This is a genomic window from Micromonospora eburnea (assembly GCF_900090225.1).
Taxonomy (GTDB): Bacteria; Actinomycetota; Actinomycetes; order Mycobacteriales; family Micromonosporaceae; genus Micromonospora; species Micromonospora eburnea.
Map to the genome: position 1 here is coordinate 4,271,452 of NZ_FMHY01000002.1, position 26,291 is coordinate 4,297,742.

21 protein-coding genes and 1 pseudogene are annotated in these 26,291 nt (G+C 72.3%); 12 read left to right on the forward strand and 10 right to left on the reverse strand.

The window, feature by feature from the left end:
• Window positions 1-25: 25 nt before the first annotated feature.
• Window positions 26-598: a copper resistance CopC family protein gene (locus GA0070604_RS18960; protein ID WP_377594101.1), complete on the forward strand. Its 573-nt coding sequence runs from the start codon at window positions 26-28 to the stop codon at window positions 596-598.
• A gap of 357 nt (window positions 599-955) precedes the next feature.
• Window positions 956-1,396, forward strand: a complete 441-nt coding sequence (locus tag GA0070604_RS18965; RefSeq protein ID WP_091127255.1) for a hypothetical protein — start codon at window positions 956-958, stop codon at window positions 1,394-1,396.
• A gap of 184 nt (window positions 1,397-1,580) precedes the next feature.
• Here the strand turns inward: GA0070604_RS18965 and GA0070604_RS18970 are convergent, their stop codons facing one another.
• From GA0070604_RS18970 to GA0070604_RS31960, 8 genes and pseudogenes are all read right to left on the reverse strand, one after another.
• Entirely contained in the window at window positions 1,581-2,387 is an 807-nt protein-coding gene (locus GA0070604_RS18970; RefSeq protein WP_167363520.1) for a nucleotidyltransferase domain-containing protein, read from the reverse strand.
• 121 nt (window positions 2,388-2,508) lie between these two features.
• Window positions 2,509-3,237 carry a class I SAM-dependent methyltransferase gene (locus GA0070604_RS18975; RefSeq protein WP_091119955.1) on the reverse strand — a complete coding sequence of 243 codons (729 nt, stop codon included), beginning with the start codon at window positions 3,235-3,237 and terminating at the stop codon, window positions 2,509-2,511.
• Between the two features lie 97 nt (window positions 3,238-3,334).
• Window positions 3,335-3,991 (reverse strand): lysophospholipid acyltransferase family protein, encoded by a 657-nt coding sequence (locus GA0070604_RS18980; RefSeq protein WP_091119958.1) that lies wholly within the window; start codon window positions 3,989-3,991, stop codon window positions 3,335-3,337.
• A complete protein-coding gene (locus GA0070604_RS18985) occupies window positions 3,988-4,569 on the reverse strand; it encodes a TetR/AcrR family transcriptional regulator (RefSeq protein WP_091119961.1) in 582 nt (193 codons plus the stop codon). The genes GA0070604_RS18980 and GA0070604_RS18985 overlap by 4 nt, the downstream gene beginning before the upstream one ends.
• A gap of 93 nt (window positions 4,570-4,662) precedes the next feature.
• On the reverse strand, window positions 4,663-5,703 hold the full coding sequence (locus GA0070604_RS18990) for a sulfotransferase family protein (RefSeq protein WP_244161992.1): 1,041 nt from the start codon (window positions 5,701-5,703) through the stop codon (window positions 4,663-4,665).
• 139 nt (window positions 5,704-5,842) lie between these two features.
• Window positions 5,843-6,607 carry a sulfite exporter TauE/SafE family protein gene (locus GA0070604_RS18995; protein WP_208602114.1) on the reverse strand — a complete coding sequence of 255 codons (765 nt, stop codon included), beginning with the start codon at window positions 6,605-6,607 and terminating at the stop codon, window positions 5,843-5,845.
• Window positions 6,608-6,979: 372 nt separating this feature from the next.
• Window positions 6,980-8,036: pseudogene (locus tag GA0070604_RS19000) on the reverse strand (trypsin-like serine peptidase).
• A gap of 464 nt (window positions 8,037-8,500) precedes the next feature.
• Window positions 8,501-9,262: a response regulator gene (locus GA0070604_RS31960; protein ID WP_091119968.1), complete on the reverse strand. Its 762-nt coding sequence runs from the start codon at window positions 9,260-9,262 to the stop codon at window positions 8,501-8,503.
• Here GA0070604_RS31960 and GA0070604_RS19010 point away from each other — a divergent pair.
• From GA0070604_RS19010 to GA0070604_RS19045, 9 genes are all read left to right on the forward strand, one after another.
• Window positions 9,207-9,620, forward strand: a complete 414-nt coding sequence (locus GA0070604_RS19010; RefSeq protein ID WP_167363521.1) for a hypothetical protein — start codon at window positions 9,207-9,209, stop codon at window positions 9,618-9,620. The two genes, GA0070604_RS31960 and GA0070604_RS19010, sit on opposite strands and share 56 nt — an antisense overlap.
• Window positions 9,620-11,599 (forward strand): sensor histidine kinase, encoded by a 1,980-nt coding sequence (locus tag GA0070604_RS19015; protein ID WP_091119975.1) that lies wholly within the window; start codon window positions 9,620-9,622, stop codon window positions 11,597-11,599. Before GA0070604_RS19010 ends, GA0070604_RS19015 begins: the two co-directional genes overlap by 1 nt.
• A gap of 359 nt (window positions 11,600-11,958) precedes the next feature.
• Complete coding sequence (gene lanL, locus GA0070604_RS19020; RefSeq protein ID WP_141721336.1) at window positions 11,959-14,844, forward strand: class IV lanthionine synthetase LanL; 2,886 nt, start codon at window positions 11,959-11,961, stop codon at window positions 14,842-14,844.
• Entirely contained in the window at window positions 14,841-16,709 is a 1,869-nt protein-coding gene (locus GA0070604_RS19025) for an alpha/beta hydrolase family protein (RefSeq protein ID WP_091119982.1), read from the forward strand. The genes lanL and GA0070604_RS19025 overlap by 4 nt, the downstream gene beginning before the upstream one ends.
• 4 nt (window positions 16,710-16,713) lie before the next feature.
• On the forward strand, window positions 16,714-16,842 hold the full coding sequence (locus GA0070604_RS33070; protein ID WP_208602116.1) for an ALQxL family class IV lanthipeptide: 129 nt from the start codon (window positions 16,714-16,716) through the stop codon (window positions 16,840-16,842).
• Window positions 16,843-16,947: 105 nt separating this feature from the next.
• Complete coding sequence (locus GA0070604_RS19030; protein WP_091119986.1) at window positions 16,948-17,991, forward strand: radical SAM protein; 1,044 nt, start codon at window positions 16,948-16,950, stop codon at window positions 17,989-17,991.
• Window positions 17,992-18,006: 15 nt separating this feature from the next.
• Complete coding sequence (locus tag GA0070604_RS19035; RefSeq protein ID WP_091119990.1) at window positions 18,007-19,770, forward strand: ABC transporter ATP-binding protein; 1,764 nt, start codon at window positions 18,007-18,009, stop codon at window positions 19,768-19,770.
• On the forward strand, window positions 19,767-21,605 hold the full coding sequence (locus GA0070604_RS19040) for an ABC transporter ATP-binding protein (RefSeq protein ID WP_091119994.1): 1,839 nt from the start codon (window positions 19,767-19,769) through the stop codon (window positions 21,603-21,605). The genes GA0070604_RS19035 and GA0070604_RS19040 overlap by 4 nt, the downstream gene beginning before the upstream one ends.
• 10 nt (window positions 21,606-21,615) lie before the next feature.
• Complete coding sequence (locus GA0070604_RS19045; RefSeq protein WP_244161994.1) at window positions 21,616-22,656, forward strand: glycoside hydrolase family 6 protein; 1,041 nt, start codon at window positions 21,616-21,618, stop codon at window positions 22,654-22,656.
• A 6-nt stretch (window positions 22,657-22,662) separates the two neighbouring features.
• Here GA0070604_RS19045 and GA0070604_RS19050 read toward each other — a convergent pair whose 3' ends face one another.
• Window positions 22,663-24,753 (reverse strand): bifunctional polysaccharide deacetylase/glycosyltransferase family 2 protein, encoded by a 2,091-nt coding sequence (locus tag GA0070604_RS19050; protein WP_208602320.1) that lies wholly within the window; start codon window positions 24,751-24,753, stop codon window positions 22,663-22,665.
• Between the two features lie 94 nt (window positions 24,754-24,847).
• On the reverse strand, window positions 24,848-25,312 hold the full coding sequence (locus tag GA0070604_RS33075) for a hypothetical protein (RefSeq protein ID WP_208602117.1): 465 nt from the start codon (window positions 25,310-25,312) through the stop codon (window positions 24,848-24,850).
• 406 nt (window positions 25,313-25,718) lie between these two features.
• On the opposite strand from GA0070604_RS33075, the gene GA0070604_RS19060 reads away from it, so the two are divergent.
• Entirely contained in the window at window positions 25,719-26,288 is a 570-nt protein-coding gene (locus tag GA0070604_RS19060) for a hemerythrin domain-containing protein (RefSeq protein WP_244161995.1), read from the forward strand.
• Window positions 26,289-26,291: the final 3 nt, after the last annotated feature.

Genomic DNA, 26,291 nt, shown 5'->3' on the forward strand with positions numbered 1-26,291 from the left:
CACCATCGACCAGGGAAGAACACCGATGATGCCCGCTCGAAGCCGCCGGCCAAGTCTCGCCGGCCTCGTTGCCGCCGCGTTGGCCGCGGTGGTGGTGTTGGTGCCGGCGTCGCCCGCCGCCGCGCACAACTCGCTGCAAGCCGCCGACCCCGCCCGGGACGCACGTCTCTCCGCGCCGCCGACCCAGATCAGCCTGAGGTTCCTGCAGAAGCTGGACCCGGCCTTCACCACCATCGTGCTCACCGACGCCGGCCAGGGGAAGATTCCCACCAGTGAGCCCGCCGTCACCGGGGCGACCGGTTCCGTGACGATCAGCGAGCCGTTGGCCAACGGCAGCTACACCGTCGCCTACCGGGTCGTCTCCACCGACGGGCACCCCGTGCAAGGCTCGTACGCCTTCACCGTCGCCGACCCGACCGCCAGCGCCGCCCCCACCGCCGATACCGGTGCCGGCTCCCCCACGTCGGCCGACCCGGCGGCCTCGGCCCGCCGCTCCGACGGCTCTGGCCCGCTGCCGCTGGTGGCCGGCGCGATCGCCGTCGTGGCCGCCATCGCCGGGGTCATGCTGGTGTTACGTCGGCGGCGCGCCACCTCCTGACCGAGACCGTACGTGCTCCGCTCACTCGTCGGAGCGGGCCGCAGCAGTTGGGCGCGGCTCAGTTGTCCGCTCATCGGCGCGACGGCTCCGGCGTTCGTGGCCGCAGTCAGCTGCCGGTGGGCGGCCAGCCGACGAAGCGGGTCGACCGACGTGTTCCTCACCACGCCGGCACGCCAGCACTTTGTCCTAAGTGGACAAAGCGCCTATGGTTTCGACGCGACGCCGAAACCCGACGCGTCGCGGTCGCGCACCAACGACGGGTGGCCAGCGACAGACGACGGACCGCCGCGATCCGCGCGACATCGGCGTGGACATACGACGGTCCGATGATCCACTAGGGATTGGATGTGGTCGAACGTGAAAAGAGTATTCGCGGCACTGCTGGCGCTGGTGACCGGCGCATCGGTCATGACGGTCGGCGCGCCGGCGGCACAGGCCGCCACCTCCTGCTCGGGGACGATCACCTACAGCGCGGTGCAGTCATCGGGCCTCGGTGAGCTGGTCATCTACTACAACAGCAGCAACGGTGGCACCAACAGCGCGTGCTTCTACCACCGTGGCGCGGCGTACGGGAAGTCCGCGCCCACGTTCGTGCAGATCTACCGCTGCGCGTTGCCGAGGAACAAGGGGGCGCACTGCACCCCCTCGGGCACGCGGGACACGAACTCCGGCGACTTCAGCTACTACGCCGGCCCGGTCGGCGTCACTGGCGTCGCGAACTACTGCGTCGAGGCGGCCGGCTACATCGGATGGGCCGGCGAGCGCCACTGGATCTACAGCCGGCAGCAGGGTTGTTGAGCCGAACGCACCGACCGTAGAGCTGCGGGGCCCGGCGACCGAACGGGTCGGGCCCCGCGCCGCGACGCCGCAGCGACCCTGGCGCTATCGGTCGCGGCCGCCCAAGGAACCGGTCACGACCTGGGCGTCGCCCCCTGATCCGACGGCTCGTCGCGATGCCGGAACGCATCCAAGCAGACGTGTGTCAGCCCCATCTCCGCACCGCATCCGCCACTACGGCGTCGATGGAGTCCGCAGCGGCCCGCGCGTCGGCGACGGTGAAGGCCACAGGTTTACCTTGACGCCACCGGACGGCGCGCTCCGCCAGCGGCCCGTACGAGGGAGCTATCCCGGCCAGGTACACACCGGCACCGGCCTTGGGGATCACGTCGTCGTTCGCCAGCGTGAAGTGCAGGCGCGCCGGTCCGAGCACGCACCACACCACGCCCTCGCCCCTACATTCCGTGGCCTCGACCGGTTCGTCATCGGGCAGGCCGTGCAGCGCAGCTCGGAGCCTGTCCGCCAACGGCGCCCAGTAGGTCCGAAGGTTGTCCAGGTTGAAACGCCGCAGTGCGTCGGGATCCACCTGCAGGCCGAGATCGGCGACGGCGGGGCCGCGGACGGGCAACCCGTACCGTTGCAGGATCAGCCAGACGACCGGGTGCAGTTCACCGCACGGCCTGTCGGTGTGGAACTGCCCATTGACCACGAACGGAACGGTAAGCCGATCGATCGGCCGCGCAGCGAAGGTGTCCCGATCGAGGTAGACCCCGTCGAGGTACGGCCCAGCGGGCATGCCGGCATGGATCTCGGCCAGAGCGGCCAGGTCCTCGGCACCGGCCGGGCGTGCGGTGACTATCAGGGTGTCGATGTCACTCACCCCGATCTGCCACGCTCCGAGGGCTGCCGACCCGACGACGTACAACCCCTCCACGAACCCGGGCAGGACCGCATCCACCTCATCGAGATATCGGGTGACCAGTGCCTGGGCCGCCGCGGGCAGGACGGCCATCGACCGCTTTGCTGCGCCGGTCATACGCCGAAGCGCCGAGGACGCGACGCGCGCGGGAGGAGGAAATCGATCCGGTACGCCGCCGAGGGCACGAACTCCACCATGGCCCGATCCAACCAGCTCACCACGGTCGCCGCGCGACGAAAACGAACTCCCGGCCCGGGCGGTCGGGTGCGTCCCGGACGTCCTCCACCACGTACCCTTGCGCGACCAGTTCCGCCTCGACCTCCTGCCGCTCGCGGAACCGCAGTGTCGAATCCGACGTCAGCACCTGCCCGTCCGCGGCGAAGACGTAGGTCCAACGGAACGTCACCAGCGGCAGACTCACCTCGATGACCTGGACCCAGCTCTCGACCACGCCAACGCCCGGTATCCCCGTCACCCGGTACGACTCCTCCCGGTTCCACTCCTCCCAGGCACGCCTGGCCGGATCCCGGGTCTCGAACACCAGACGCCCGCCTGGCCGCAGGGCTTCGTAAGCCCTCCGCAGGGTCGACTGCCACATTCTCGGATCGGCGATGGCCTGGGCGACGTTCCCCGTCATGGTCGCCAGGTCGACCCGTAGCGGTGGGAGTGCCGCCGAGTCACCGCAGATCCAGCGCACCCGTTCACTGCCCGGCTTGCTCCGAGCCACATCGATGGATGCCCCGGCCGGGTCGACCCCAACGACCTCGATCCCGCGAGGAGCCAGGAGAAGAGCGAACACTCCCGTCCCGCAGCCGATGTCCAGCACTCGGCGTGCCTCGAACTCCTCGGCCATCCGGACGTACGCGTCGAGATCACTGCGGTCGCAATCGAGCGCGTCGTAGATCGCGGCGAGCCTTGGCTGCCCGAAGCACTCGTCGGCCATGCTGTCGAAGCTATCCGGAGCCGGCTCCGACGCTCCACCCGATTCCACTGCCGCCGGCGACGGCGAGTCCGACCTCGTGGGGTGGGGCGAGCTGCGGTCAGGTCCGGGCGTAGCTCGGCACGTACTCCTGTTCGGTCAGGGTCTGGATGGTGGCCATCAGGGTGTCGGTGAGCCGGCGGATGTCGGCCGGCGTCTCGATGTGCACCGGGATGGCCGGCCCGAAGGTGATGCTGACGGGATGGCGCCGGGGCAGGGATCCCCCGGGCGGACGGAGACGGTCGGTGCCCCGGATGCCGACCGGGATGATGGGGACGCCGGCCTGGTGAGCGAGGCGGACGACCCCGGTACGGCCACGATAGAGGCGGCCGTCGGGGGAACGGGTGCCCTCGGGGAAGATGGCCACCAGACCGCCGGAGCGGAGTACGGGCACGGCCGCGTCGAGCGCGGCGAGGGCCGCCCGACCGCCGCCGCGATCGACCGGGATGGCGCCCATGGCGGTGACGACCCGCCGGGTGAGGCGGCCACGGAGCCCGGGAGAGCGGAAGTATTCGGCCTTGGCCCAGAAGGCGATGTGCCGGGGCGTCAGGACTCCGAGGAACAGCTGGTCGGCGACCGACAGGTGGTTGGCGGCCAGGATAGCGCCCCCCGTGTCGGGGAGGTGACCGAGGCCGGTGACGGTGGGGTGCCAGGAATGGTTCAGGTATCGGCCGATGGTGCGCTGAGCTATCGCGTACAGGGGCGGGGTGCGGGTCATGCGGCGGGTCCCAGGTGGGCGGTGAGGGCAGCGTCGAGCAGGCCACCCGGATCGGTGGCGCCGGTCGCGAGGGTGAGGCTGCCCCAGTTCCACAGTTGGGCGATGCCGTGCAGATTGGCCCACAGCGCTCCGGCGACGACCTGGGCCGGCGGCTCGGGCTTCGGCCGGACCTGCGCGACGAGGTCGGTGAGGAGCCGGAAGAGCGGCAGGCTGGTTTCGCGCAGTCCCAGGTGGCCGCTCTCCAGCAGGTCGTGGCGGAACATCAGCTCGTATCGGCTCCGGCGGGTGGCGGCGAAGTCGAGGTAGACCCGGGCGAGCGCGGTGAGCCGGGCACGCGGGTCGCCGGCTGCCTCGGCCGCCAGGACGGAGTACGCCCGGGCGGCGAGGTCGGTGAAGCCGTCGCGGGCGATCGCGGACAGCAACTCCAGGTGGGTGGGAAAGTAGCGGCGTGGCGCGCCGTGCGAGACGCCGGCGCGTCGGGCGATCTCTCGCAGCGACACCGCGGACGGGCCCTCGCGGTCGAGTAGTTCGCCGCCGACACGGATGAGGCGCTCGCGTAGGCCCTCGTCAGCTTGCATGACCGTTGTCTACCAGAGATCCGTAGACACTGTCTACTTGCCGATCAGTCGGCGACCGTACCGCATGGCAGCGACCGCCGGGCCCGGCCAGCGCTATCCCGCGGTGCCGACCGGACGCGACCGGGAGTGCGCACCTGCTGCGACGACGCGGTCCGCCATCCGGCGCGCCCACTCCGCCGAGTCCTCGAAATCCAGGAACCGGCCCAACCGGCCCAGCTCCCCGACGGGATCGGCCACGAGGTCCTCGTAGCGCAGGTGGAGCAGATGCCGAGCGGGTTGTTCCGCGAACGCCTGCTCGGCCTGGCTGCTCATGAACGCGCACAGCCACAGGTAGCGGCGGACGTCGCGGCCCCGTTCCCGCAGGGTCTCCGCGGCCAACCGGTCGGGCAGGAGGTCGACCAGATCCTCCGGCACCGCCTGGCCGGGCGACAGGCCAAACGGATCCAGGCCACGACCGAGGCATTCGGCCCGCAACTGGAAAAGCTGGAACGCGGGGTGCCGCCGCATCGACTCGGCGGTGTCCGTCCAGTTCCGGGTCAGGTGCACAATCCTGGCCGACGGAAAGGCCCGCAGCAGATCTGGGGCGAGGTAGCTGGAGCCACCGGAGCTTTCGACCCACCGCCGCCGGTTGGTGCGGGCGGTGAGCAGGTCCAGGAACATGTGGTGATGCCTCTGCACCGGTTGGCGGGGAAAGTCGGGCACCCGCGCCGCGAGGGTGTCGAACAGGGCATCGGGATCTGTGGATATGCTCGACAGGGTGACGGCCAGCACCCAGGGAAGCTCGTCCAGGCTACCGGCCCAGCGCCCGTGAGCGGGATAGCGCACTTCCCTGGGCGGCAGCCCGAGCCGATACAGCGTGGACAGTTCCGGTTTGGGGCGGCTCAACATCGCCCAGTACTCGGCGCCGCTGAGGTCGCCGTCCAGCTCGGCCCAGGGCGTCGCCGAGATGAGGAAATCCCGCACGGACAGCGTGTCGGCCTGTTCGGCGATCAGGTCGGACAGCAGCGTCGAACCGCAGCGGCCGGTGCTGATGATGAGCGCGTTGCCGGGATCCTGCGAAGCCATGGGCTGCCTCCTGCCGTACCGTCCGCTTGGCGATGGGCCCGATCGGGCCCATCGCGCGTTGTCGGTCAAGCCAGGCGCCCCACGGTTCGTCCATGGACACCTCGTCTCGCCGCTGTCGAACCCACACTCCGAGCGCCGATCGTCGTGAAGCCGCGTGGAAGACGCGTGGAAGACGACGAGTGCCCACCTGACGCCGCCCGGATCGGGTTCAGGCCAGCAGCTTTACCAGGGCAGCCAGCCCGACGACCACGATCACGGCGCGCAGCGCTTTCGACGGCAACCGGCGTCCCCAGCGGCCGCCGATCAGGCCACCCACCACGGATCCCGCCGCGATCAGCAACGCCGGCTGCCAGGCGACCGTCCCCAAAGCGAGGAACAACACTGCCGCCACCCCGTTCACCAGGCCCGCGAGCAGATTCTTCACCCCGTTGACCCAGCGCAGGTCCGTGGAGAGCAACACGCCCAGCAGCCCCAACAGCAGCACCCCTTGCGCGGCACCGAAGTAGCCGCCGTAGATCCCGGTGCCGAACACGCCAACGAGCAGCAGCGGGCCGGCCCGTCGGCCGTCCTCGCCGCGCCAGCCGGCCAGCGCCTGAGCCAGCCGCGGCTGCACCACCACCAGCACCAGCGCCAGCCCGATCAGCACCGGGACGATGGTGCGAAACGCGCCAGGAGGCAGGCACAGCAGCAGCACGCCCCCGGTGACCGCACCGAGCACGGCGGCGATGCCCAGCCGTAACAGCAGCGGACCGTGCCCGGCCAGATCCCTGCGATAGGCGTACGCCCCGGAGAGCGATCCCGGCACCAGCCCCACCGTGTTCGACACGTTCGCCACCACCGGCGGATATCCCAGGGCCAGCAACACCGGGAACGTCACCAACGTGCCCGAGCCCACCACCGCGTTGATCGCGCCCGCAGCGGCCCCAGCGGCCAACACCGCCAGCCCCTCGGCAGCATTCAGCGTCGCGTCCATATCGTGCCCGCGCTCTCCCCGGGCCGGTCGACGCCCGCAGGTCGCCGCCACCCGGTTACCTCGGTACCAGATGCGGGCGCCAGCATAGGTGCCAGCTCCACGGATCCCATCGCCGTGCGTTGAAGATCACGCCACGGGCCGCCGGAAGCCGCTACGCCACACGACCGCCAGGCCGCGCCGAATCGCGAAATCGTCGCCGCCGCGCTACCCCCGCCCCCTTTCGAATACAAATCCCCACCGTAAAATCCCTGAGATCAGGTCATGGCTATTGACCCGCCCCGGCGAACATTCCTCTCGGTGAACCGCGTATGTGAGGTGTCCTGACGCGGAGAGCCCCGGCCGGCCGGCCGGGGCTCTCGTGCACATGTGGCATTACGCCGGGGAGAGGCCTTCCGCGTAGTCGTAGAGGCTCTTGATGTCGTCGTCGAAGTACGGGCCGTCGAATTGGCCGTTGCCCGGGTTGTCACCGTGGCTCACGACGCTGTTGATGTATCCGTACCCGGTCTGGTCGTTGTATTCCTGAAGCCAGGGTCCGCCGCTGGAGCCGTAGGTCATGTTGCACCACATACGGATCTGCTGGCCGCCGGCATCCCAAGGTGGTGCCCTGGCAGAAGTACTGGCTCTCGCCGCCACCGAGGTTGGACGGGTAGCCGAGCGCGGTTACCGAGACGCTGTAGCCCCAGTTCCAGCGCAGGCCGTGGCCGCCGACGGTTTCGACGACCTTGAGTCCGTAGGCGCCGCCGTTGTACATGATGGCGATGCCCATGTCCTCGGCGCTGCTGCTGTTGTTGATCCACGCGGTACGGGCGGTGAGGTTGGACGCCACGAAAGTGCCGTACGGCCGCGAGCCGTTGCGGTACTGCGGGACGAACTGCCAGTTGCTGTACCACTGCCCGCCGGCGCCCTGGTGCACGCAGTGGCCCGCGGTCATCACGAGCCGCCGCTTGCCGCTGGCGACCGTGCTGGCCGAGCAGGAGGCGGTACCACCGTTGGGAGTGGTGAAGAAGACCTTACCGACGGCCTGCGACTCGTTGAGCATCGTGCTGAAGCCGCTGCCGCGTGCGACGCTCGGCGCCATGGGCGCGACCGTGCCCGCCGGGCCGGTGGGCTTCGACGCGCGACTCGGCAACTCGGCGACGTCCGCTGACGTTGCGAAGGTCAGGTCGACGGCCGATGCCATCCGCTCCGGCGTCCAGAAGTCGGCGACCTCCTTGGCCATCTTCTCACTGGCGATCGCGCGACCGTCACTGGTGCGGGCGACAGCGGTGGTGTTGCCGTCTCGGTCGCTCGTCCCTGGACTTGCGTTGGCGGTCGGCGCGCCGCCCAGGACCAGTGCGATCGACAGTCCAGCCGCCGCGGTCCAGCGCAGGGTGGATTTCAAGAGGGACCTCCCTTTTTCTTGGTTCACCCATCCGGGCCACCGCAGCATATTGATTGACACACGTTGATCACAATATGAAAAACAGGTCGGTTCTCGGAAATCGCAGCGAAACACCTCTCACCCGGGAATACCGTCGTACGGCAATCGCGATCAACTTCACGCCGAACACATTGACGCAATGGTGCAATAATCTCGACACAATCGCGTACGCACCCCGCCCAATCCGTCACGACCGACGGCAGAGACGCAGGGCGCAAATACTGAATCCAGTTGTTTTCGCAACGGCAGTTTCTGCCGAGTCCGGCCGACTGCGGGCCGTCCGGCGACGACGTCGTACGCGGTCAGTGGCCCTGCTCGGGCGGACAGCCTCGATCCCCACTCCGGCTCGGCGCCGGCGGCTCTTTCGCGTCGTCGGCTCCGCGCACGCTCGTGGCCGCGAGCCGCGCGTCACCCACCGGCACCAGATCATGGCCGACCGGACCGAGCCGCCCGCGAGGAGGTACGTCTGGTCCTCAGGCCAGGCCGGACTGCCGGGCCAGCAGCGCGGCCTGCACCCGGCCGGTGACGCCGAGCTTTCCGATGATGATGGAGACCTGGTTGCGGACGGTCTTCTCGCTGAGCGACAACTGGGCCGCGATGTCCCGGTTGGTGTGACCCCGCGCCAGCAGGCCGAGCAGGTGCCGCTCGCGTTCGGTCAGCAGGTCGACGGGACGGCCACGAGACGTCGGACGACCACCACGCGACTCCGGGTCCACCCCGGGACCCAGTGCCCGGCCGCCGCTGGCGACAGTCCGGACCGCCGCCACCAACAGCTCCGGCGAGGCGTCCTTGAGCAGGTAGCCCTTTGCTCCGGCGGCGAGTGCCGCCTGGATGGTGTCCGGGTCGTTGGTCATGGTCATGACGATGGTGGCGCAGCCGGGAACCGCGGCTGTCAACTGCGCCGTCAACTCGATCCCGTCCCCGTCGGGCAGCCCGAGGTCGACGATCGCGACGTGTGGGCCCTCCAGGGTGGCGATCCGGCGCGCGTCGGCCACCGTGCCCGCCTCCCACACCTGACCGACCCAGTCCTCACCCTGCAGGAGTGAGGTCATGCCCCGGCAGACCACGGGGTGATCATCGATCACCAGCACAGTGATTCCGGACGATGGCCCATCGCTCACAGTCCGGAACTGTACCGTTCTGTTGTGCGGGCGGAAATGCGCTGCCGATACTCCGGGAATGCAAAGTGCAGTCAGCGAATCGTCAACCCTCACGCCTGACCTGACCGGCGGCATCGTGCCTGATGAGGCAGGCAGCAGCGTACTCGTCACCGACGGCACCCCGGACGTGCAGCAGTGGCTCGACAAGGTCGTCGACGCGGCCCGGCTGGGCACCCCCGGCGACTGGCCCCATCCGCATACCGAGATCCCGCGCGCCGTGATCACTCTCGACCGCCTCGCGAAGGAGATCGCGGTTTGCTTCGCTTTCGCCGGCGTGCCGTGGTCGCTGGCCGAGGACGGTCTGCCGCCGCTGCCCGGGGCCCAGCCCGGATCGACGAGCGAACTCGCGGCGCGAGACCCGGGCCACACTGACCCCACCAAGGGCTCCGCCTACCACAACCTGATGCACAGCCTGCTGGGGGACTTCCACTGATGTCGGTCCAGGCTGCTCCACAGTGGGCGGTACGGTGGCCAAAGGTCTCCAAACCGTCCCGGACAGCCTGGACCATCGCTGCGGCAACCCTCGCCCTGGCCGGGGCCGCGGCCCTCGTCGAGCTGGCTCGGGCCAACGGCGTGTCGGCCACCGCGCTGCCCCCACCGGGCGAGGTGCCCGCCGAGGCCCGCGACTGGCTCCTCGCTCTCGTCTGCGCACCACTCGGTGCCCGCATCGCCGCTCACGCCCCACGAAACGTGTCCGGTTGGCTGGTCCTCGCCGTGGCCCTGATGGGAGCCGGCACCGTCGCGAGCGCGGCGGTCAGCACCCCACCGACCGACTGGCTCCGCCTCTGGCTGTGGTGGCCGAGCTACGGCCTCCTCGTCCTCGTGGCGCTGCTCTTCCCCACCGGGCGACCGGCGTCGCCGCGTTGGCGACCGGTCGTCCGCACGCTCGCCGGGGCACTGCTGGTCGGCGTCGTCGGACTGATCTCGCTGGCCAGCCGGGCACCCGGCCTGCTGGCCGGCGACCGGGTCGTCGCCCCGGGGTGGGACACGGTCGCGGTGCTCGGTGCCACCGCCGCCCTGCTGATCGGCACCGCGCTGGCCGTGGCCAGCCTGGTGATCCGGATCGTACGAGCCTCGGCCCCAACCCGGGGGCCGCTGCTCTGGGCCGGCGTCAACTCGGCCCTCCTGCTCGGCGCGACCGTCCTCGACACCATCGAGGGCGCACCCCTGATCTGGCTGCTCGGCGCGCTGGCCATGCCGATGGCGGCGGTCATCGGCGTCCTGCGGTACGGCCTCTACGAGATCGACATGCTGATCCACCGCTCGTTGCAGTACGGGCTACTCAGCGCCGCGGTCCTCGCCGTCTATCCCGTCGCCGTGCTGCTCGCCGCCCGGGTCATGCCACCTGCCGCCGCCGCGGCGGTCGCCGTCGTGGTGGTGGCGCTGCTGCCACTGCGCGACTACGTCCGCTCGCTGCTGCGGCTCGGCATGTACGGTCTCGGCGCCCGTCCCCACGAACTGGTCGACCTGCTCAACCGCCGGGTCGGCGCGGCACAACTGCCCGAGGAGGTGCTGGCCACCGCCGTGGCGGCGATCGGCGAGGGTATGAAGGTGCCGTTCGTGCAGGTGCGCCTGGCCGGTCGGCCGGAGCCGGAGGCGACCGCCGGGCACCAGCGGCCCTGGTCGACCACCGCTCTACCGTTGACCTACCAGGGGCAGGTGATCGGGGAACTCGTCGTGCAGCAGCGCAGCCCGGACGAGGCCTGGTCCCGACGCGAACAGCGGCTCCTCCTGGGCCTGGTCGCGCAGCTCGGGCCGTCGGCGGCGTCGGTCCGGCTGACCCGCGAACTGCGGGCGGCCCGGGAGCGGCTGGTGCGTACCCGCGAGGAGGAGCTCCGCCGGCTCCAGCGGGACCTGCACGACGGGGTCGGGCCGGCGCTCAGCGGCGCCCGGATGCTGACCGCCGCCGCGCGGCGGCACGCCGGCGAGCCCGCCGTCCAGCAGTTGCTGGAACGCGTCACCCAGGACCTGGCCGACGCGTCCGGGGAGCTGCGCCACATCGTGGACGGCCTGCGGCCCCCCGCCCTGGACCGGGGTCTCCAGCCGGCGCTGGAGGCCGCCGTACGTCGGCACCAGGTACCCGGTCTCCGCGTGGACCTGCACGTCGACAGTGACCTCACGGATCTCCCCGCCGCCGTGGAGGTGGCCGCCTACCGCCTGGTCGACGAGGCACTGACCAACGTGGTCAAGCATGCGCAGGCCCGCCACGCCGACGTTACGGTGAACCGGCTGCCGGACCGGCTGGGCATCGAGGTGACCGACGACGGTACCGGGCCGGGCTCCGCGAGAGCCGGCGGAGTCGGGCTGGACTCCATGCGGCAGCGCTGCGAGGAACTCGGCGGCGACTGCCGGGTGGTGGCCGCCGAACCCGGCACCCGGGTCCGGGCCGAGCTTCCGATCATCGAGGTCTGAGGGCAGCCAGCCCTCCCGTCGCCCGTCCGCGGAAGATCCGGGCGGGCGCTGTTCGCGCTGCCGGCCGAACCGGCCCGCCTCGGGGCGATCGGGTTCCGGCGCGGGCGTGCCCGCACCGGGTCGTCGCAGCACACCCAGCCCGACCCGTCGGCGAACTGCTGCGCGTCTGCTGCCTGCCTGCCTGCCGAAACCTATGGCCACTCTGGTTGTCGGCCGCCGCCGAGCGGTTGTCCCGATCGGCCGGGCGTTCCTCCCGATCGATTCGGGTCGCTGTCCCTGGGACCGGGACCGCCCGCCCACCATCCTCAGTGCTGTCGGCCGGCGCGTACGTCGGACGGCACGAGAAGGAGGTATACGGCATGTCTTCCGGCCAGCCCCAGCACGCCGCCGACGACCAGGACGCGGCACAACTTCTGCTGCTCGACATCGCCCGGGTGGCGCTCATCCGGGCCGGTGCCGAGGACTGGACGACGCGCCGCTCGACCCTCTGGTGCCTGTTGGAGCCGCCGGAGCACGCGATGCGCCCGCACGGTTGGAAGCTGCACGTCTCCGCCACCCAGCTCTCCGCGCCGATCGTACTGGCCCGATCCGCACCCGTCCTGATCGAGGCCGGCTGTCCCTTCAAGTTCGCCCGCAGCCTCGACTTCGCCGGACGGATGGGCTCCCGCAACGCCGAGCGCGGCGGCGGCGGCAAGTTCCTGACCGCGTACCCGGACGACGACGAGCAGTTCCGCCGGCTGGCCGACCGGCTGCACCAGGTCACCTACGGGCTGCCCGGGCCGGGCGTCCTCTCCGACCGGCCGTACCGTACCGGTGGAGTGGTCTACTACCGCTACGGCGGCTTCCGGGGCAGCACGCTCGGCAACGACGGTTGCTACGAGACCAGTCTGGTCGGCCCCGACGGCACGGCGGTCCGCGACGTACGCCGGGCCTGGTTCAGCCCTCCGCCGTGGGCCGGCTCGCCGCTGGCACCGCTCGGGCCGGACGGGACCGAACCGGCGACGCGGTCCCCGTCCCCGGCCACGGCGAACCGGGTGTCACCGACACAGGGGCCCGCCACGAACGGTACGGCCGCCGCCCGGCCGGTCCTGCTGGGCGGTCGGTTCCTGGTCCGCGACGCGATCCGGCACTCGTACCGGGGTGGCGTCTACCGGGCCGTCGACCAGCGCACCGGCGAGCAGGTGGTGGTCAAGCAGGCCCGGCGGCACGCCGACGCCGACCTGACCGGCGCGGACGCCCAGGACGCGCTGCGCAACGAGGCGGACGTGTTGCGACGGCTGGCGGGACAACAGCTCGCGCCACGACTGGTCGAGCTCTTCGCCCAACAGGACGACCTGTTCCTGGCGGAGGAGTTCATCCCCGGGGCGCACCTGCACTGGTGGCGTTCCGACCAGTTGGCCCGCACCGGACGGCAGGAGACCGGGCTGACCCTCGCGGAGATCACGCGCATGGCCGGGCTGCTGACCGAGGCGCTGGCCGCCGTGCACGCCACGGGCCTGGTGCATCGGGACTTCAACCCGTTCAACGTGATGGTCACCGAGGACGAGAGCCTGCGCCTGGTCGACCTGGAGATGTCGGCCCGGCCGGGTCGACCGGTGGGCCGGATCGTCACGTTCGGCTACACCTCGCCGGAACAGCGGAACGGGGCGCTCGTCGGCCCGGCGCCCGCCCAGACCTCCGACCTCTACAGCCTCGGCGCCACCATCTGCTACCTGACCACCGGGATCGACCCGGTGCTGCTGCGCGACGAGCCGACCGAACGGCCGATGCTGCCCCGGATCGCGGCCCTGCTGGACCTGGCCGAGCAGTCACTCCCGGTGACCCGACGGCTTCGACCGCTCATCCTCGGCCTGACCGACGACGACCCCGCCCGGCGGTGGCCGCTGTCGCGGGTACGGGAGTTCCTGGCCGAACTGGACCGGCAGCCGGAACCGGCCGCCACGATCACCGCTGGGCCGCCGACCCGGCCACCGACCGCCAGCCCGGACCGGCTGATCAGCGACGGCCTGGACTTCCTGCTCGACACCATGACGCCGAACCGAAACGACCGACTGTGGCGGTCCGGGCCGTTCGGCATGACCACCGACGCGTGTGCCGTGCAGCACGGGGCGGCTGGCGTCCTGTCCGTGCTCACCCTCGCCGCCACGGCGCGACCCGACGAGCGGCTACGCCGGGCGGTCGCCGACGCCGCCCGATGGATCGGTCGTCAACTGCCCGCCGAGCCACGGGTCCTGCCCGGCCTCTACTTCGGCCGGTCCGGCACCGCCTGGGCCCTGCACGACGCGGCCCGGCTGCTCACCGACGACGTTCTCGCCGACCAGGCGCTCGAATTGGCCCTGCGGATACCCACCGGGTGGCCCAACCCCGACGTCTGCCACGGCACGGCCGGGGCCGGCCTGGCCCAGCTGCACCTGTGGCAGGTCACCGGGGACGAACGATGCCGGCAGCGGATGCTGGCCTGCGCCGATCACCTGGTCGAGGTGGCCGAACGAACCGGCGACGAGGTGATGTGGCCGGTGCCCGACGACTTCCCGTCCGAACTGGCCGGCGTCCGGCAGTACGGCTTCGGTCACGGGGTCGCCGGGGTCGGCACGTTCCTGCTGGCCGCCGCCGAGCTGACCGGCCGGGCCGACTACCACGACCTGGCGCTGCTGGCGGGTCACACGCTGGCCCGCAACGTCGAGGTCGACCCGGCGGCGGCCTCGTGGCCCGGGGTGAACCAGGCGCAGCCGAACCGCCGGATGGTCGCGCACTGGTGCAGCGGTTCGTCCGGCATCGGGACCTTCCTGATCCGGCTCTGGCAGAACACCGGCGAGGACCGCTTCGGTGAGTTGGCCCGGCAGGCCGCCGTGACCGTCCGACGATCCCGGTTCACCGCCTCCCCCGCCGCCTGCCACGGCCTCGCCGGCGACGGCCACTTCCTGCTCGACCTGGCCGACGCCCTCGATGAGCCCCGGTACCGCGACTGGGCCGAGGAGTTCGCCGACTGGATGGGGGCCCGTGCCGCACTCCGCGACGGTCGGCTGCTGCTGCCCGACGAGACGCTGCTGGACGTCGTGGCCGATTTCCACACCGGCCTCTCCGGTGCGGTCGGCTACCTGCTGCGGCTGCGGCACGGCGGCCCCCGGCCGTTCCTGCCGGCAGCGCCGGCGGTGGGACTACCGACGGCGACCGGGACCGGGGCGGCCTCGACGACGGGTACGCCGGCCCTGACCACCAGCGGGCAGACCGGGGCGGCGAGATGAGCACCGCGACCCCCACCGTGCCCGGCGTCGCCCGACCGGCGGCCGCCCTGGTCCGTGGCGGATTCTCGTTCGCCGCCGACGGGTCGCACGCGGTCAGCCTCGGCTATCGCGAGGACGGGCGGCTCGACGTCGAGAGCTGGTCGCTGACCGGCGCGGAACCGGCCTGGCGTGCGGTGCCGACCGCTCGTCCCGTACCGGCCGGAAGCCAGGTGGCGAGCTGCGCCGACGGACGCGTGCTGCTCGTCCACCGCGACGGCGACCGCATCCGCCTGGCCCTGCTGACCCCGGCCGCCACCGGGCCGGCCGGTGCCGCGGAGCGACTCGGCGCCGCCGACGAGCGATCGCTCGGCACCCTGGACTCCCCCGCCGTCCGGCTGATCCCGTCGCCCCGACCCGACACCGTCGCCTACGCCACCACCGTGACCGACCGCGACACCACCCTGTGGCGGATCACCGCCGACGGCGTCCACGAGATCGCGGTGCTACCCGGTCGGATCGGCGGCGCAGCCTGGCTGGGCCCGCATCCGCTCCGGCTCGGCATCACCCACCACACCACCGACGGCATCCGGCCCGCCGCCCTCGACCTGAGCGAGCCGGCACAGGTCGAACCGCTGCCCGTCGCCGGCCACCAGCCGGCCCACCTGCTGCTGGCCAACCCCGCCACCGGCATCGTCCTGTACGCCAGCGGCCCACCCGGGCGCCTCCGGCTGGCCTGGGCCGCCCGGCACGGACTCGGCCCGACCCACCCGGCCGACCGGCTCAACCAGGTCCCGGGCCGGGTCGTACCGCTGGCGCTCGCGCCGGACGGCCCCCGGGTCGCCGTCGCGGTGACCGGCCGCGCCCGCTCGGCGCTGCTGGTGCACGACCTGGCGGCCGACCGGAGCGACCCGGTCGAGCTGCCCTCCGCCGGCCGCCTCGGCGCGGTGGGCGGCTGGACGGCCACCGCGCTGAACGTGCCGTTCTCCGCGCCGGCGTCACCGCCCGGCCTGCTCACCGTGCCGACCGCCGGCACCGGCCACCGGGCTCGGTTCCGTACCCCGGCGGCCGGCCCACGCCCGTGGTCCGACGCACGGCTGGAACGGTTCGCCGGCCCGGCCGGCGAGATCGAGGCCGTCGTCTACGGCGACCCGGCCGGCCCGGCACCCGCGCTGCTCGCGCTGCACGGTGGTCCGGAGTCGGCATGGGACCTCGGGTTCGACCCACTGGCCCAGTATCTGCACGCCGCCGGGTTCACGATCGTCGCGCCCAACCAGCGGGGCAGCGTCGGGTACGGGACCCGCCACCGGCGGGCGATCCAGGACGCGTGGGGTGGCCCCGACCTGGCGGATGTCATCGCGGTGGCCGAGCAGGTACGCGCGGCCCAACCGCCTGGCACGCCACCTCCGGCGCTGTACGGGGTGAGCTACGGAGCCTTCCTGGCGGTGCTCGCCGCCGCCTGCCGACCCGGTCTCTGGCACCGCTGCGTGGCGGTCGCGCCGTTCCTCAGCGGACGGCGGCTGCACGCCGAGGCGTCGGCGCCGGTGCGCCGGATGATCGACCGGCTCGGTGGTGCCACGGAGTGGGCCGACGAGCACGGCCCCCGCGATCTGACCCGGCTCCATCCACGCCGGGTGCCGCTGCTGCTGGTGCACGGCAGCGCCGACGAGGTCATTCCGGTCGAGCAGTCCCGGACCCTGCACCGGCTGATGCGCCGCGCCGGCGCCCCGGTGACGTACCTGGAGCTGCCCGGGGTGGGTCACGACCCGTTCTTCGGCCGACACGCCGACGCGCTCCGCGGCACCGTTGCCGCCTTCCTGCGGGAAGGCACCGAGTCGCCCACGCCGATCCCGGCCGTGGTGCCCGCGACTACGCCGGAGAGGAGGTGATCGTATGGAGATCGAGATGGAGATGGAGATCGACGTCGAGGCGCTGCAGCTGCTGCCCGCCGACGACGAGGTCGCTCTCTTCCCGTGTGGCCCGACCTCGTGCACCGAGTCCAACTGCACCCGGACCTGCTGACGGTCCCGGGTCCATTCCGCCAACAGTTGACCGGTGGAGTGGCGGTGCGGGGCGCGACACGCGCCCCGCACCGCGCCCGGCCGGGTCCGAACCGAGGAAGATCCGATGAGCGTTCCTGCCAGACCGACCGACGTGGTGTGGGACATCACCTACGCCTGCCCGCTGCGCTGCACCCACTGCTACTCCGAGTCCGGCCGGCGCCCGAGCCGTCAGCTGGGCCTGGACGACCTGTACCGGGTCACCGACGCGCTGATCTCCCTTCGCCCCGGCTGGATCACCCTGGCCGGTGGGGAACCGCTGGTCGTACCGGGGATCCTCGATCTGGCCCGGCGCATCCGGGCGGCCGGGATCTCGGTGGCGTTGTACACGGCCGGCTGGTCCATGGACTCGGCTCTCGCGGCCGACCTGTTGACCTCGGTCGACCGGGTCAACGTGAGCGTTGACGGGGCGACCGCGACGGTACACGACCGCATCCGGGGTCGCAGCGGCTCCTTCACCCGGGCGACGGCCACCCTGACCCGGCTGGACCACGAGGCGGCCCGGCTCCGCGCCGCCGGCAGCCGGGTCGCCGAGTTCGGGGTGGACTGCACCGTGGTACGCAGCAACTTCGACCAGCTCGACGCGCTCTGCACCTGGGCCACCCGGCAGTTTCCCGGCCTGGGGTTCCTGTGGTTCGGCGCCGCGATGCCGATCGGCCTGGCCAGCCGGCCGAGTTTCGTCGACGCCGAGTTGCTCACCGACGAGTTGGCGGACGAGTTGACGGAGCCGGCCACCACGGACCGGCTCCGCGCACTGGCGCCGTCGACGGTGACGGTCGGTGTCACCGACAACCGGCTGTTGCAGGTGCATCCGGAGCACATCGCCCGTGGGCTCTACCCGTTCATGCAGGTCGAGCCCGACGGCGCGGTCCGTGCCATGCCGATCTACGAGGGCACGGTCGGCAGCCTGTTGACCGAGGACCCGACGGTGCTGTGGCGACGCAGCGCCGACCGCTGGACCGACCCGGTGGTGACCGGGGCACTCGGACCCGCGCGCACCATGCGGGAGTGGGCCGAGGCCACCCGCGTGATCGACCAGCACTTCGGTGACCCCCTGGTCCGGTCACGCATCGAACGCCGGCCGGCGTACCTCGCCCAGACCGCGCGCTGAGCATCGGGGGACGACGTGGCCATCCGGATCGGGGCGCCCCGCGACCTGCTGCGCCAGCTCACCGGCAGTAGCCTGGCGCGGCTGGTGGCGCTCGCGCCGGCCTCGATCGCCGGCACCGCGATCTGGGCGGTGTCCGGCGTCGCGGTGACCCTGGCGCTGCCCTCGGCCGCCGCCACCGCCATCGACAGGGTGACCGGCGGAGGTGCACCGGGCAGCGCCCTCGTGCTGCTGGCCGGCCTGATCGCGATCCGGGTACTGATCGAGGCGATGGACCGGGTGACGGAGACCCGCGCCGTCACCCGCATCGCCGCCCGGCTTCGGCACCGGTTCACCCGGCACCTGTTCCGCCTGGGCGTTCCCGGCCGCACCGGGCACCACACCGGCGACCTGCTCACCCGGCTGACCGGCAACACCGCGGCCGGGGCCCGGGGCGTGCCGTCGCTGATCACCGTGGCTGTCGAGACCGCCGCCTCGCTCGGCGGCCTGATCGCGCTCACCGTCATCGACTGGTGGCTCGGGGCCGCGTTCCTGCTGGGGGTGGCCCCCGCCGTCGGGCTGCTCCGGGTGCTGATGCGACAGGTACGCGGCCGGTACGGCGACTACCTGCGCCACCAGGGCGACATCGCGGCCCGACTCACAGACACCCTGGCCGGCATCCGTACCATCCGCGCCTCGGGCACCGCGGATCGCGAGATCGCCCGGGTGCTGGCGCCGCTGCCGGCGCTGGCCCGAACCGGCCACCAGACGTGGCGGGTGCAACGCGACATCTCCTGGCAACTCGACGTGGTCCTCACCGGGCTGCGGACCCTGGTGCTCGGCATCGCCGGTTTCGGGCTGGTGCAGGGTCGGATCACCCCGGGCGAGTTCCTGGCCGCGTCGCTGTACCTCGGGTTCGCGCTCGGCTTCCTCTACCAGTCCGACACGTTGGCCTACCTCGCCCACGCGCAGGCCAACGCGGGACGCGTCACCGAAATACTCGACGAACGGCCGCGCGGCCGAGCGGCGCCGCCCGGCACGACGCTGCTGGATCGACTGCCCGCCACCGGGCCCGGCCGGCTCAGCCTGCGTCAGGTCAGCGTCACCCACGACGGGCACCGCATCCTCGACCGGGTCGACCTCGACGTACCGGCCGGCGCGACGGTCGCCCTGGTCGGCCCGTCGGGCGCCGGCAAGACCACCCTGGCCATGGTGGCCGGGCGCCTGGTCGACCCCGACGAGGGGGAGGTACGGATCGACGGCGTCCGGGTCGACCGGGTCACCCCGGCCGGCCTGCGGGGAGACATCGGCTACGCGTTCGACCAGCCGGTGCTGCTCGGCGACACCGTTCGGGACGCGATCACCTACGGCCGACCCGACGCGGCCGATGAGGACGGCGAACGGGCCGCCCGGATCGCCCAGGCCACGGACTTCGTCGAGCGGCTGCCGGCCGGATTCGACACACCGCTGAGCCAGGTCCCGCTCTCCGGAGGGGAACTACAGCGGCTCGGCCTGGCCCGGGCGGTGGCGCACGGCGGCCGGATCATGATCCTCGACGACGCCACGTCCAGCCTGGACACCGCCACCGAGGCCCGGGTGACCGCCGCCCTCACCAGCGGGCTGGCCGGTCGTACCCGACTGGTGGTCGCCCATCGGGCGGCGACGGCGGCCCGGGCCGACACGGTGGCCTGGCTGGAGGGCGGCCGTATCCGGGCGGTCGGGCCGCACGGCCGGCTGTGGGCGGACCATCCCGAGTACCGGTCCGTTTTCGCGGCCGGCGCAGCCGAACGGAGATCGGAATGAGCGCGTTCGCCGCGAGCGCCACACCAACCGCCCGGCCCGGGCCGGCCCTGCTCGTCCGGGAGATACTGCGTCACCGCCGGGCCCTGGTCCGCATCGCGCTGTGGTCGCTGGTCGAGGCGGTGCCGGCGCTGGCGTCCGGCCTGGTGGTGGCCGCTGCCATCGACCGGTACCTGGCCGGCGACGTGGCGACCGGCTCCGCCCTGCTCGCGCTGCTCCTCGTCGGCACCGCGATCGGTGTGGTCGGCACCCGCCAGCTGTACCCCTGGCTGGCGTCGGTGGTCGAGCCCGTACGCGACGCCTTCGTCACCGCGGTGGTGACCGGTACGGTGCGGGCCGCCGCCGGCGTCGGCCGCCCGGCCGGCACCGCGGGCGTGGTCCGACTCACCGAACAGGTCGAGGCGGTCCGCACCGCCCTGTTCGGGCTGCTGCGCCAGGTACGCCGGATCGCGTTCACGTTCGTCGCGGTACTGGTCGGGCTCGCTGTCCTCGCTCCGGTCACCGCGGCGCTGACCGCCTCGCTCGTCGTCCTCGCCGTCGGCTGTTTCGCGTTCCTGCTGCCCAATCTGGCCGGCCGGTACCGGGCCGTGCTGGCCGCCGAGGAGGAGGTCGCCCACCGGGCCGGACAGGTCTTCGACGGGCTGCGGGACGTGATCGCCTGCGGGGGCGAACGGCGGGCGATCGCCCATCTCCAGGAGGCGGTCGACCGCCAGGTCGCCCTGGAACGGGCCCTGGCACGCGCGAACGCCTGGCGCGGGCTGGTCGTCTTCCTCGGTGGGCAGCTGCCCCTGCTGGTCCTCCTGCTCACCGCGCCGTGGCTGCTCCGTACGGGGCGGTTGACGTTGGCCGAGACCGTCGGCGCGGCCACTTACCTGTCGGTGAGTCTCGAACCGGCGCTGCGCGGGCTGGTGGGCGTGGTCAGCAGCGCCGGCCTGACCCTGGTGGTCAACCTCCGCCGACTGGCCGAGAGTGTGCCCCCGCCGCCCGAGCCGGGCGGGGGCGCGCGCCGGCTCACCGCCCGCTACGACCTGGTGGTACGCGACCTGACCTTCGCGTACGGGCCGCACTCCGCCCCGGTGGTCCGCGACCTCTCCCTCGACCTGCCCGAGGGCAGCCATCTCGCCGTGGTCGGCCCAAGCGGAATCGGCAAGTCGACCCTCGCCGGGCTGCTGGCGGGGCTGTTCCCCGCCGATCTGGGCACGGTCACCGTCGGCGGCGTCGACGTCCGGGAGGCCTGCCCGAGCGACCTGCGCCGCAGGATCGCGCTGGTCCCGCAGGAGGCGTACGTGTTCGCCGGTACGGTCCGGGAGAACCTGCGCTACCTCGCCCCGGAGGCGACGGACGACGAGTTGGCCGCCGCTGCCGAGGCCGTCGGTCTGGCGCCGGTGCTGCGCCGGCTCGGCGGGCTCGACGCCCAGATCGGCGCGGGCGGTCCGGACCTGTCCACGGGGGAACGCCAGCTCATCGCGCTGGCCCGGGTGTACCTCTCCCCCGCCCGGATCGTCATCCTCGACGAGGCCACCGCCAACCTCGACCCGGCGACCGAGGCGCGGACCGAGGCGGCGTTCGCGGCGCGACCCGGCACGCTCATCGTGGTCGCCCACCGGATCAGCTCCGCGCGGCGGGCCGACCGGGTGCTGGTGCTCGACGGCGACCGGCATCACCTCGGCACCGACCCGGAACTGACCAGGACGTCGCCCCTGTACGCCGATCTCGTCGGTCACTGGACGACCACCGACCAGCCGGCTGACGGCACCCGGTGGGAAACCGCCGCTGCCACGTCGACGTCCCGGAGATCCGGGGAGCCGCCTCCTGACCGTCGCCGCGGACGCCGGTAGCCTGACCGCCGTGGTTCGCACCGTCTACCGCCCCGGGCGGCGCCGCTGGGCTCTGGTGCCGGCCGGGGTCGTACTGACCGCGTTGCTGGCGAGCTGCGGCGGCGCCGCTCCGGAACGCGCCGCCGACAGCTCCGCGCCGTTCTCGCCGCCACCGCCGCCACCGGTCTTCTACGTGGACCCGGACAGCGAGGCCGCTCAGGAGGTCGACCGGTGGGAGCGCGCCGGCCGGGCCGCCGACGCGGAGACGCTCCGCCTGATCAGCACCCGCCCGAGCGCGAAGTGGCTGGTCAGCAGCGACGCCCCGGTCCGCGAGGAGGTCGATTCGTACCTGGCCCGGGCGGCGCTCGCGGGCCAGACGCCGGTCCTGGTCATCCACAACGTGCCGGACCGGGACTGCGGCCGGCAGGACTCGGGGGGAGCCGAGACCGGCCAGGAGTACCAGCAATGGATCCGGGAGCTGGCCGGCGGGATCAAGGGCAGGCCGGTCACCGTGGTCCTCGAACCCGGCGCGGTCCCGGACGCCGTGGCGCGGTGCGTCCGCGACCTCAAGAAACGGCTCCTGCTGCTGCGCGACGCGGTCGCCGTCCTCAAGAGCACCGGCACGGCCCGGGTCTATCTGGACGCCGGGCACCCCGGATGGATCAGCAACACGGCGTCGCTGGCCACGGCCCTGCGCCAGGCCGGCGTCGGCGACGCCGACGGCTTCGCGCTCAACGTCGCCAACTTCATCCGTACGCAGGACAACGTCCGCTACGGCCACCGGTTGTCCGACGCCCTCGGCGGCGATGTCCGGTTCGTCATCGACACGAGCCGCAACGGCAACGGCCCGGCCGCCGGCGCCACCGTGGACGGCGCACCGAGCTGGTGCAACCCGCCGGGCCGGGCACTCGGCGAGGAACCCACCGACGCCCCCGGCCTCGACCGGGTCGACGCGCTGCTCTGGATCAAGTACCCGGGCGAGTCCGACGGCGCCTGCCGCCCCGGCGAACCGGAGCGCGGGGACTGGTGGCCCGAGTACGCCCTCGCGCTGGCCCGCAACGCGGCCGGCTGACGCCGATCAGGCTCGGCCGTGTGCCGGCGGGGCCAGCCCGGTCCGGCGCAGCTTCTGCCAGCCCAGCCGTCCGCCGGTGAACGCGGTGATCACCGACTGGAGCAGCACCAGGTACATCAGTTGCCGGTAGGCGAACTGCTGCAGCGGAAGCGCCCAGAGCACGCCGAGCTTCTCCCGGTCCAGGCGGAACGCCGTGATCGCGGTGACGAACTGCAGGCCGAGCATCGCCAGCCAGGCCAGCACGGTCTCCGTCCGGTCGAGGAAGAGCAGGCCGTACACGGCGAGCAGGTCGATCACCGGTGCGCTGAGCGGCAGCAGGACCCCGTACACCGCCAGGAAGGCCAGGCAGCGCCGGCTGAACCGGCCCGAGGCGCCGTGGTCGAGGACCGAACGCCGGTGCTTCCACATCGCCTGGATGGTTCCGTAGCTCCAGCGGTACCGCTGCTTCCACAGTTGTCCGACGGTGGCCGGCGCCTCGGTCCACGCCCGGGCCGTCTCCTCGTACACCACGTGCCAGCCGGCCCGGCCCAGCGCCATGGTGATGTCGGTGTCCTCGGCCAGCGTCTCGTCGGTCATCCCGCCCACCTGGGTGAGCGCCTGGCGGCGGAACGCGCCGATCGCGCCCGGGACGGTGGGCATGCACCGCAGCGTCTCGTACAGGCGGCGGTCCAGATTGAACCCGATGACGTACTCGATGTGCTGCCACTTGGCGATCAGGCTGCCCCGGTTGCCCACCTTGACGTTGCCGGCCACGGCACCCACCCGGGGATCGCCGAACGGCTGGACCAGTCGCCGGACCGAGTCGCGCTCGAAGATGGTGTCCCCGTCCACCATGACGATCAGGTTGAACCGGGCCAACGCGACGCCGGTGTTCAACGCGCTCGGTTTGCCCCCGTTCGGCTTGCGTACCACCCGGACGTTCGGCAGCCGGAGGGCCTCGGCGATGTCGGCGGTGCCGTCGGTGGATCCGTCGTCCACCACGATGACCTCGATTCCGCCCGGGTGGTCACCGCCGGCCAGGGAGCGCACCGCCGCGGCGATGCCCTCCTTCTCGTTGTACGCCGGGACGACCACCGAGACCGGTTCGGTCACCGGTGGACCCCATGACCAGTCGTGACGCCGGCGCCGTCTGGCGTGCCGCAGGGCGAGCAGGAACAGCAGGACGGTACGTCCGAGGGTGAGCACCCCGACGATCACGAAGAGCGCGCCGAAGACGCTGAACATGGCATCGGCACCGCGCACCGCGAGCGCCAGCACGTCGCCCCGCCAGCGCTCGGCGGGCATGGCCGGGGTGTGCCCCGCCACCACGACGCCCGCGTCGGCGAGCGCGAGGTTCAGCCCCTCCGTCACCGTGGTGAAGCGGTAACCGCGCTCCTTCATCAGCGGGATGTACCGGTCGAGGGCGGCGACCGTACCCGACCGGTCGCCGCCGGCGTCGTGCCACAGCGAGATGGCTCCCGCGTAGCCCGGCGGCGTGGCGTTCGCGATCATCGTCTCGATGCCGGGTTTCGCCCAGTCGCGGCTGTCGACGTCGTTGACCACCGTGAGGTAGCCCAGCTCACCGGCCTGCCGCAGCAGCGGCCAGTCCCCGTCTGTGTAGGCGTCGGCGTGTGACGAGTACGGGAAGCGCAGCAGGGAGGTCCGGACCCCGGTGGCGCTGGCGATCGCCAACTGGGTCTGCTCGTACTCCAGCTGGCGTCGCCAGGTGGGGAGGTCGGCGAGGTTGGCGTGGGTGAACGTGTGCACGCCGAGCTCGTGTCCGGCCGCCACCATCTTCCTGGCCAGCTCGGGATGCCGGGCGACCTGGGTGCCCAGGACGAAGAAGGTCCCCTTCACCTGGTGCCGGTCCAGCACCCGAAGCACCTCCGGTGTCCAGCGTGGATCGGGCCCGTCGTCGAAGGTCAGCGCCAGGGTGCGCGGCGGCAGGCGGTGCGACTGGGTACGCCCGTCGGCGCCGACGTTGAGGATGGGGCCGCCGTCGCGTACCTCGGCGGGCACCCGGCTCTGGCCTCCGGAGGTGGCCTTGTGATCGGGCACGAAGGCGGCGTTGGCGTACGCCTCGACGAAGAGCAACCCCCCGAGCAGTACGAGCACCATCGCGAGAACCGTCCAACTGGGACGGGGCACGATGCGCCGGTACGTCCGGCGGGCCTGATGACGGGGCGGCGCGGCCAGCCGCGCACCGCGGTGGTTACTCACCGGCACGCCCGTACCCGGTCGGGCCCGGCGACGCGGGCTCCGGCGAATGCGGCCTGGGCTTCGGGGACGAGGTCCGCGACTTGGGGGTGGTGGCCGGGGCGGAGGCGCGGGACCCACTCGGCTTGGGCGACGCGGAGCTACGGGGTGTCGTGCCGGTGCGGAGCGAGGCGGGCCGGGACGAAGGCGTGGCGGAGGCACGGACGGTGGGCGACCCGTCGGGCGCGAGGGTGGGGGGCGGCTGCCAGGCCGGGCTCGCCGAGGGTTCGATGAAGGGCAGGATGGTCTCGGGACGCGCCGGACCGCCGGCGAAGCTCACCCCCACCATCACCGTGTAGCCGACACCGAGCGCGCCGAAGCCGTACGCCAGGCGGCGCAGCCACCGCCGCCGCCGCCCGCTCGGGTCGACGAAGACCGGGGGTGGTTCGGGTACGGCGGGAATGATGGTGGTTTCGTCCACCCGCGGGAGTCTAGTTGTGGGAATGTTTCGCTTTCGCACCCCCGTGCGGTCCGCCTACGACCTGGCAGGACAGGCAACCTCCGAGCAGGCCCTTGAGGTACTCACCCTGAAAGCTCCGTGATCAACTCCATGTGCCGCAAACGGTGGTCACCAGGCCCGCTGAGACCACCACATACCGCACACGGAGTCGACCAAGGCCCCGCCGAGGCCGGACGGGCAGGTGTTGTTCGGGGTGGCCAGCCTCGCCGCCGGCCTGCCGCTGCTTGCCTGATCCGCCCGACCGGGTGGCGTCGGGATCATGCCGGTGGTTTCACCGTTCGCGAGCCGACGGCACCCGGCAGGCGTACAGGTGGCACGGGCCGGGTACCTCGCCACTGTCCCAACCTCGACAGCCGGGAGGTCCACCGTGACGGCAGCGGCGCAGAAGCAGGACGTCATCGACCTGCTGCTCAGCCAGCACAACGAGATCAAGTCGTTGTTCACCCGGGTCAAGGCGGCCCGGGACAGCGAGCAGAAGCGAGAGGCCTTCCAGCAGCTCGTCCGGCTTCTCGCCGTGCACGAGAGCGCCGAGGAGCAGGTCGTGCACCCCTCCGCGCGGGACGACGCCGGCGACGCCGTGGTCGACGCCCGCCTGCACGAGGAGGCCGAGGCCAAGCACGTCCTGGCCGACCTGTACGACCTCGGCGTGGACGGGCCGGGGTTCGACGCCAAGTTCGCCGAGTTCGAACGGGCGGTCCTGGATCACGCCACGCACGAGGAGAAGGAGGAGTTTCCCGCCCTGCGCCGCAACACCGACGCGAACACCCTGCGCCGCATGGCCGGTGCCGTCCGCGCCGCGGAAGCCACCGCGCCGACCCGCCCCCACTCGCAGGCAGGGGAGTCCGCGGCAGGCAACATGCTGGTCGGGCCGCCGGTGGCGATCTTCGACCGGATGCGGGACGCCGTACGGGACTGGCGGGAAGCCCACCAGCGCTGATCC

Bases quoted from the DNA above. Each gene is read 5' to 3' on its own strand.
- GA0070604_RS18960 (WP_377594101.1), top strand. From the start codon at position 26: ATGATGCCCGCTCGAAGCCGCCGGCCAAGTCTCGCCGGCCTCGTTGCC.
- GA0070604_RS18970 (WP_167363520.1), bottom strand. From the start codon at position 2,387: ATGGCCGTCCTGCCCGCGGCGGCCCAGGCACTGGTCACCCGATATCTC.
- GA0070604_RS18975 (WP_091119955.1), bottom strand. From the start codon at position 3,237: ATGGCCGACGAGTGCTTCGGGCAGCCAAGGCTCGCCGCGATCTACGAC.
- GA0070604_RS18980 (WP_091119958.1), bottom strand. From the start codon at position 3,991: ATGACCCGCACCCCGCCCCTGTACGCGATAGCTCAGCGCACCATCGGC.
- GA0070604_RS18985 (WP_091119961.1), bottom strand. From the start codon at position 4,569: ATGCAAGCTGACGAGGGCCTACGCGAGCGCCTCATCCGTGTCGGCGGC.
- GA0070604_RS18995 (WP_208602114.1), bottom strand. From the start codon at position 6,607: ATGGACGCGACGCTGAATGCTGCCGAGGGGCTGGCGGTGTTGGCCGCT.
- GA0070604_RS19010 (WP_167363521.1), top strand. From the start codon at position 9,207: ATGCAAAGTGCAGTCAGCGAATCGTCAACCCTCACGCCTGACCTGACC.
- GA0070604_RS31960 (WP_091119968.1), bottom strand. From the start codon at position 9,262: ATGCCGCCGGTCAGGTCAGGCGTGAGGGTTGACGATTCGCTGACTGCA.
- GA0070604_RS19015 (WP_091119975.1), top strand. From the start codon at position 9,620: ATGTCGGTCCAGGCTGCTCCACAGTGGGCGGTACGGTGGCCAAAGGTC.
- lanL (WP_141721336.1), top strand. From the start codon at position 11,959: ATGTCTTCCGGCCAGCCCCAGCACGCCGCCGACGACCAGGACGCGGCA.
- GA0070604_RS19025 (WP_091119982.1), top strand. From the start codon at position 14,841: ATGAGCACCGCGACCCCCACCGTGCCCGGCGTCGCCCGACCGGCGGCC.
- GA0070604_RS33070 (WP_208602116.1), top strand. From the start codon at position 16,714: ATGGAGATCGAGATGGAGATGGAGATCGACGTCGAGGCGCTGCAGCTG.
- GA0070604_RS19030 (WP_091119986.1), top strand. From the start codon at position 16,948: ATGAGCGTTCCTGCCAGACCGACCGACGTGGTGTGGGACATCACCTAC.
- GA0070604_RS19040 (WP_091119994.1), top strand. From the start codon at position 19,767: ATGAGCGCGTTCGCCGCGAGCGCCACACCAACCGCCCGGCCCGGGCCG.
- GA0070604_RS19050 (WP_208602320.1), bottom strand. From the start codon at position 24,753: ATGGTGCTCGTACTGCTCGGGGGGTTGCTCTTCGTCGAGGCGTACGCC.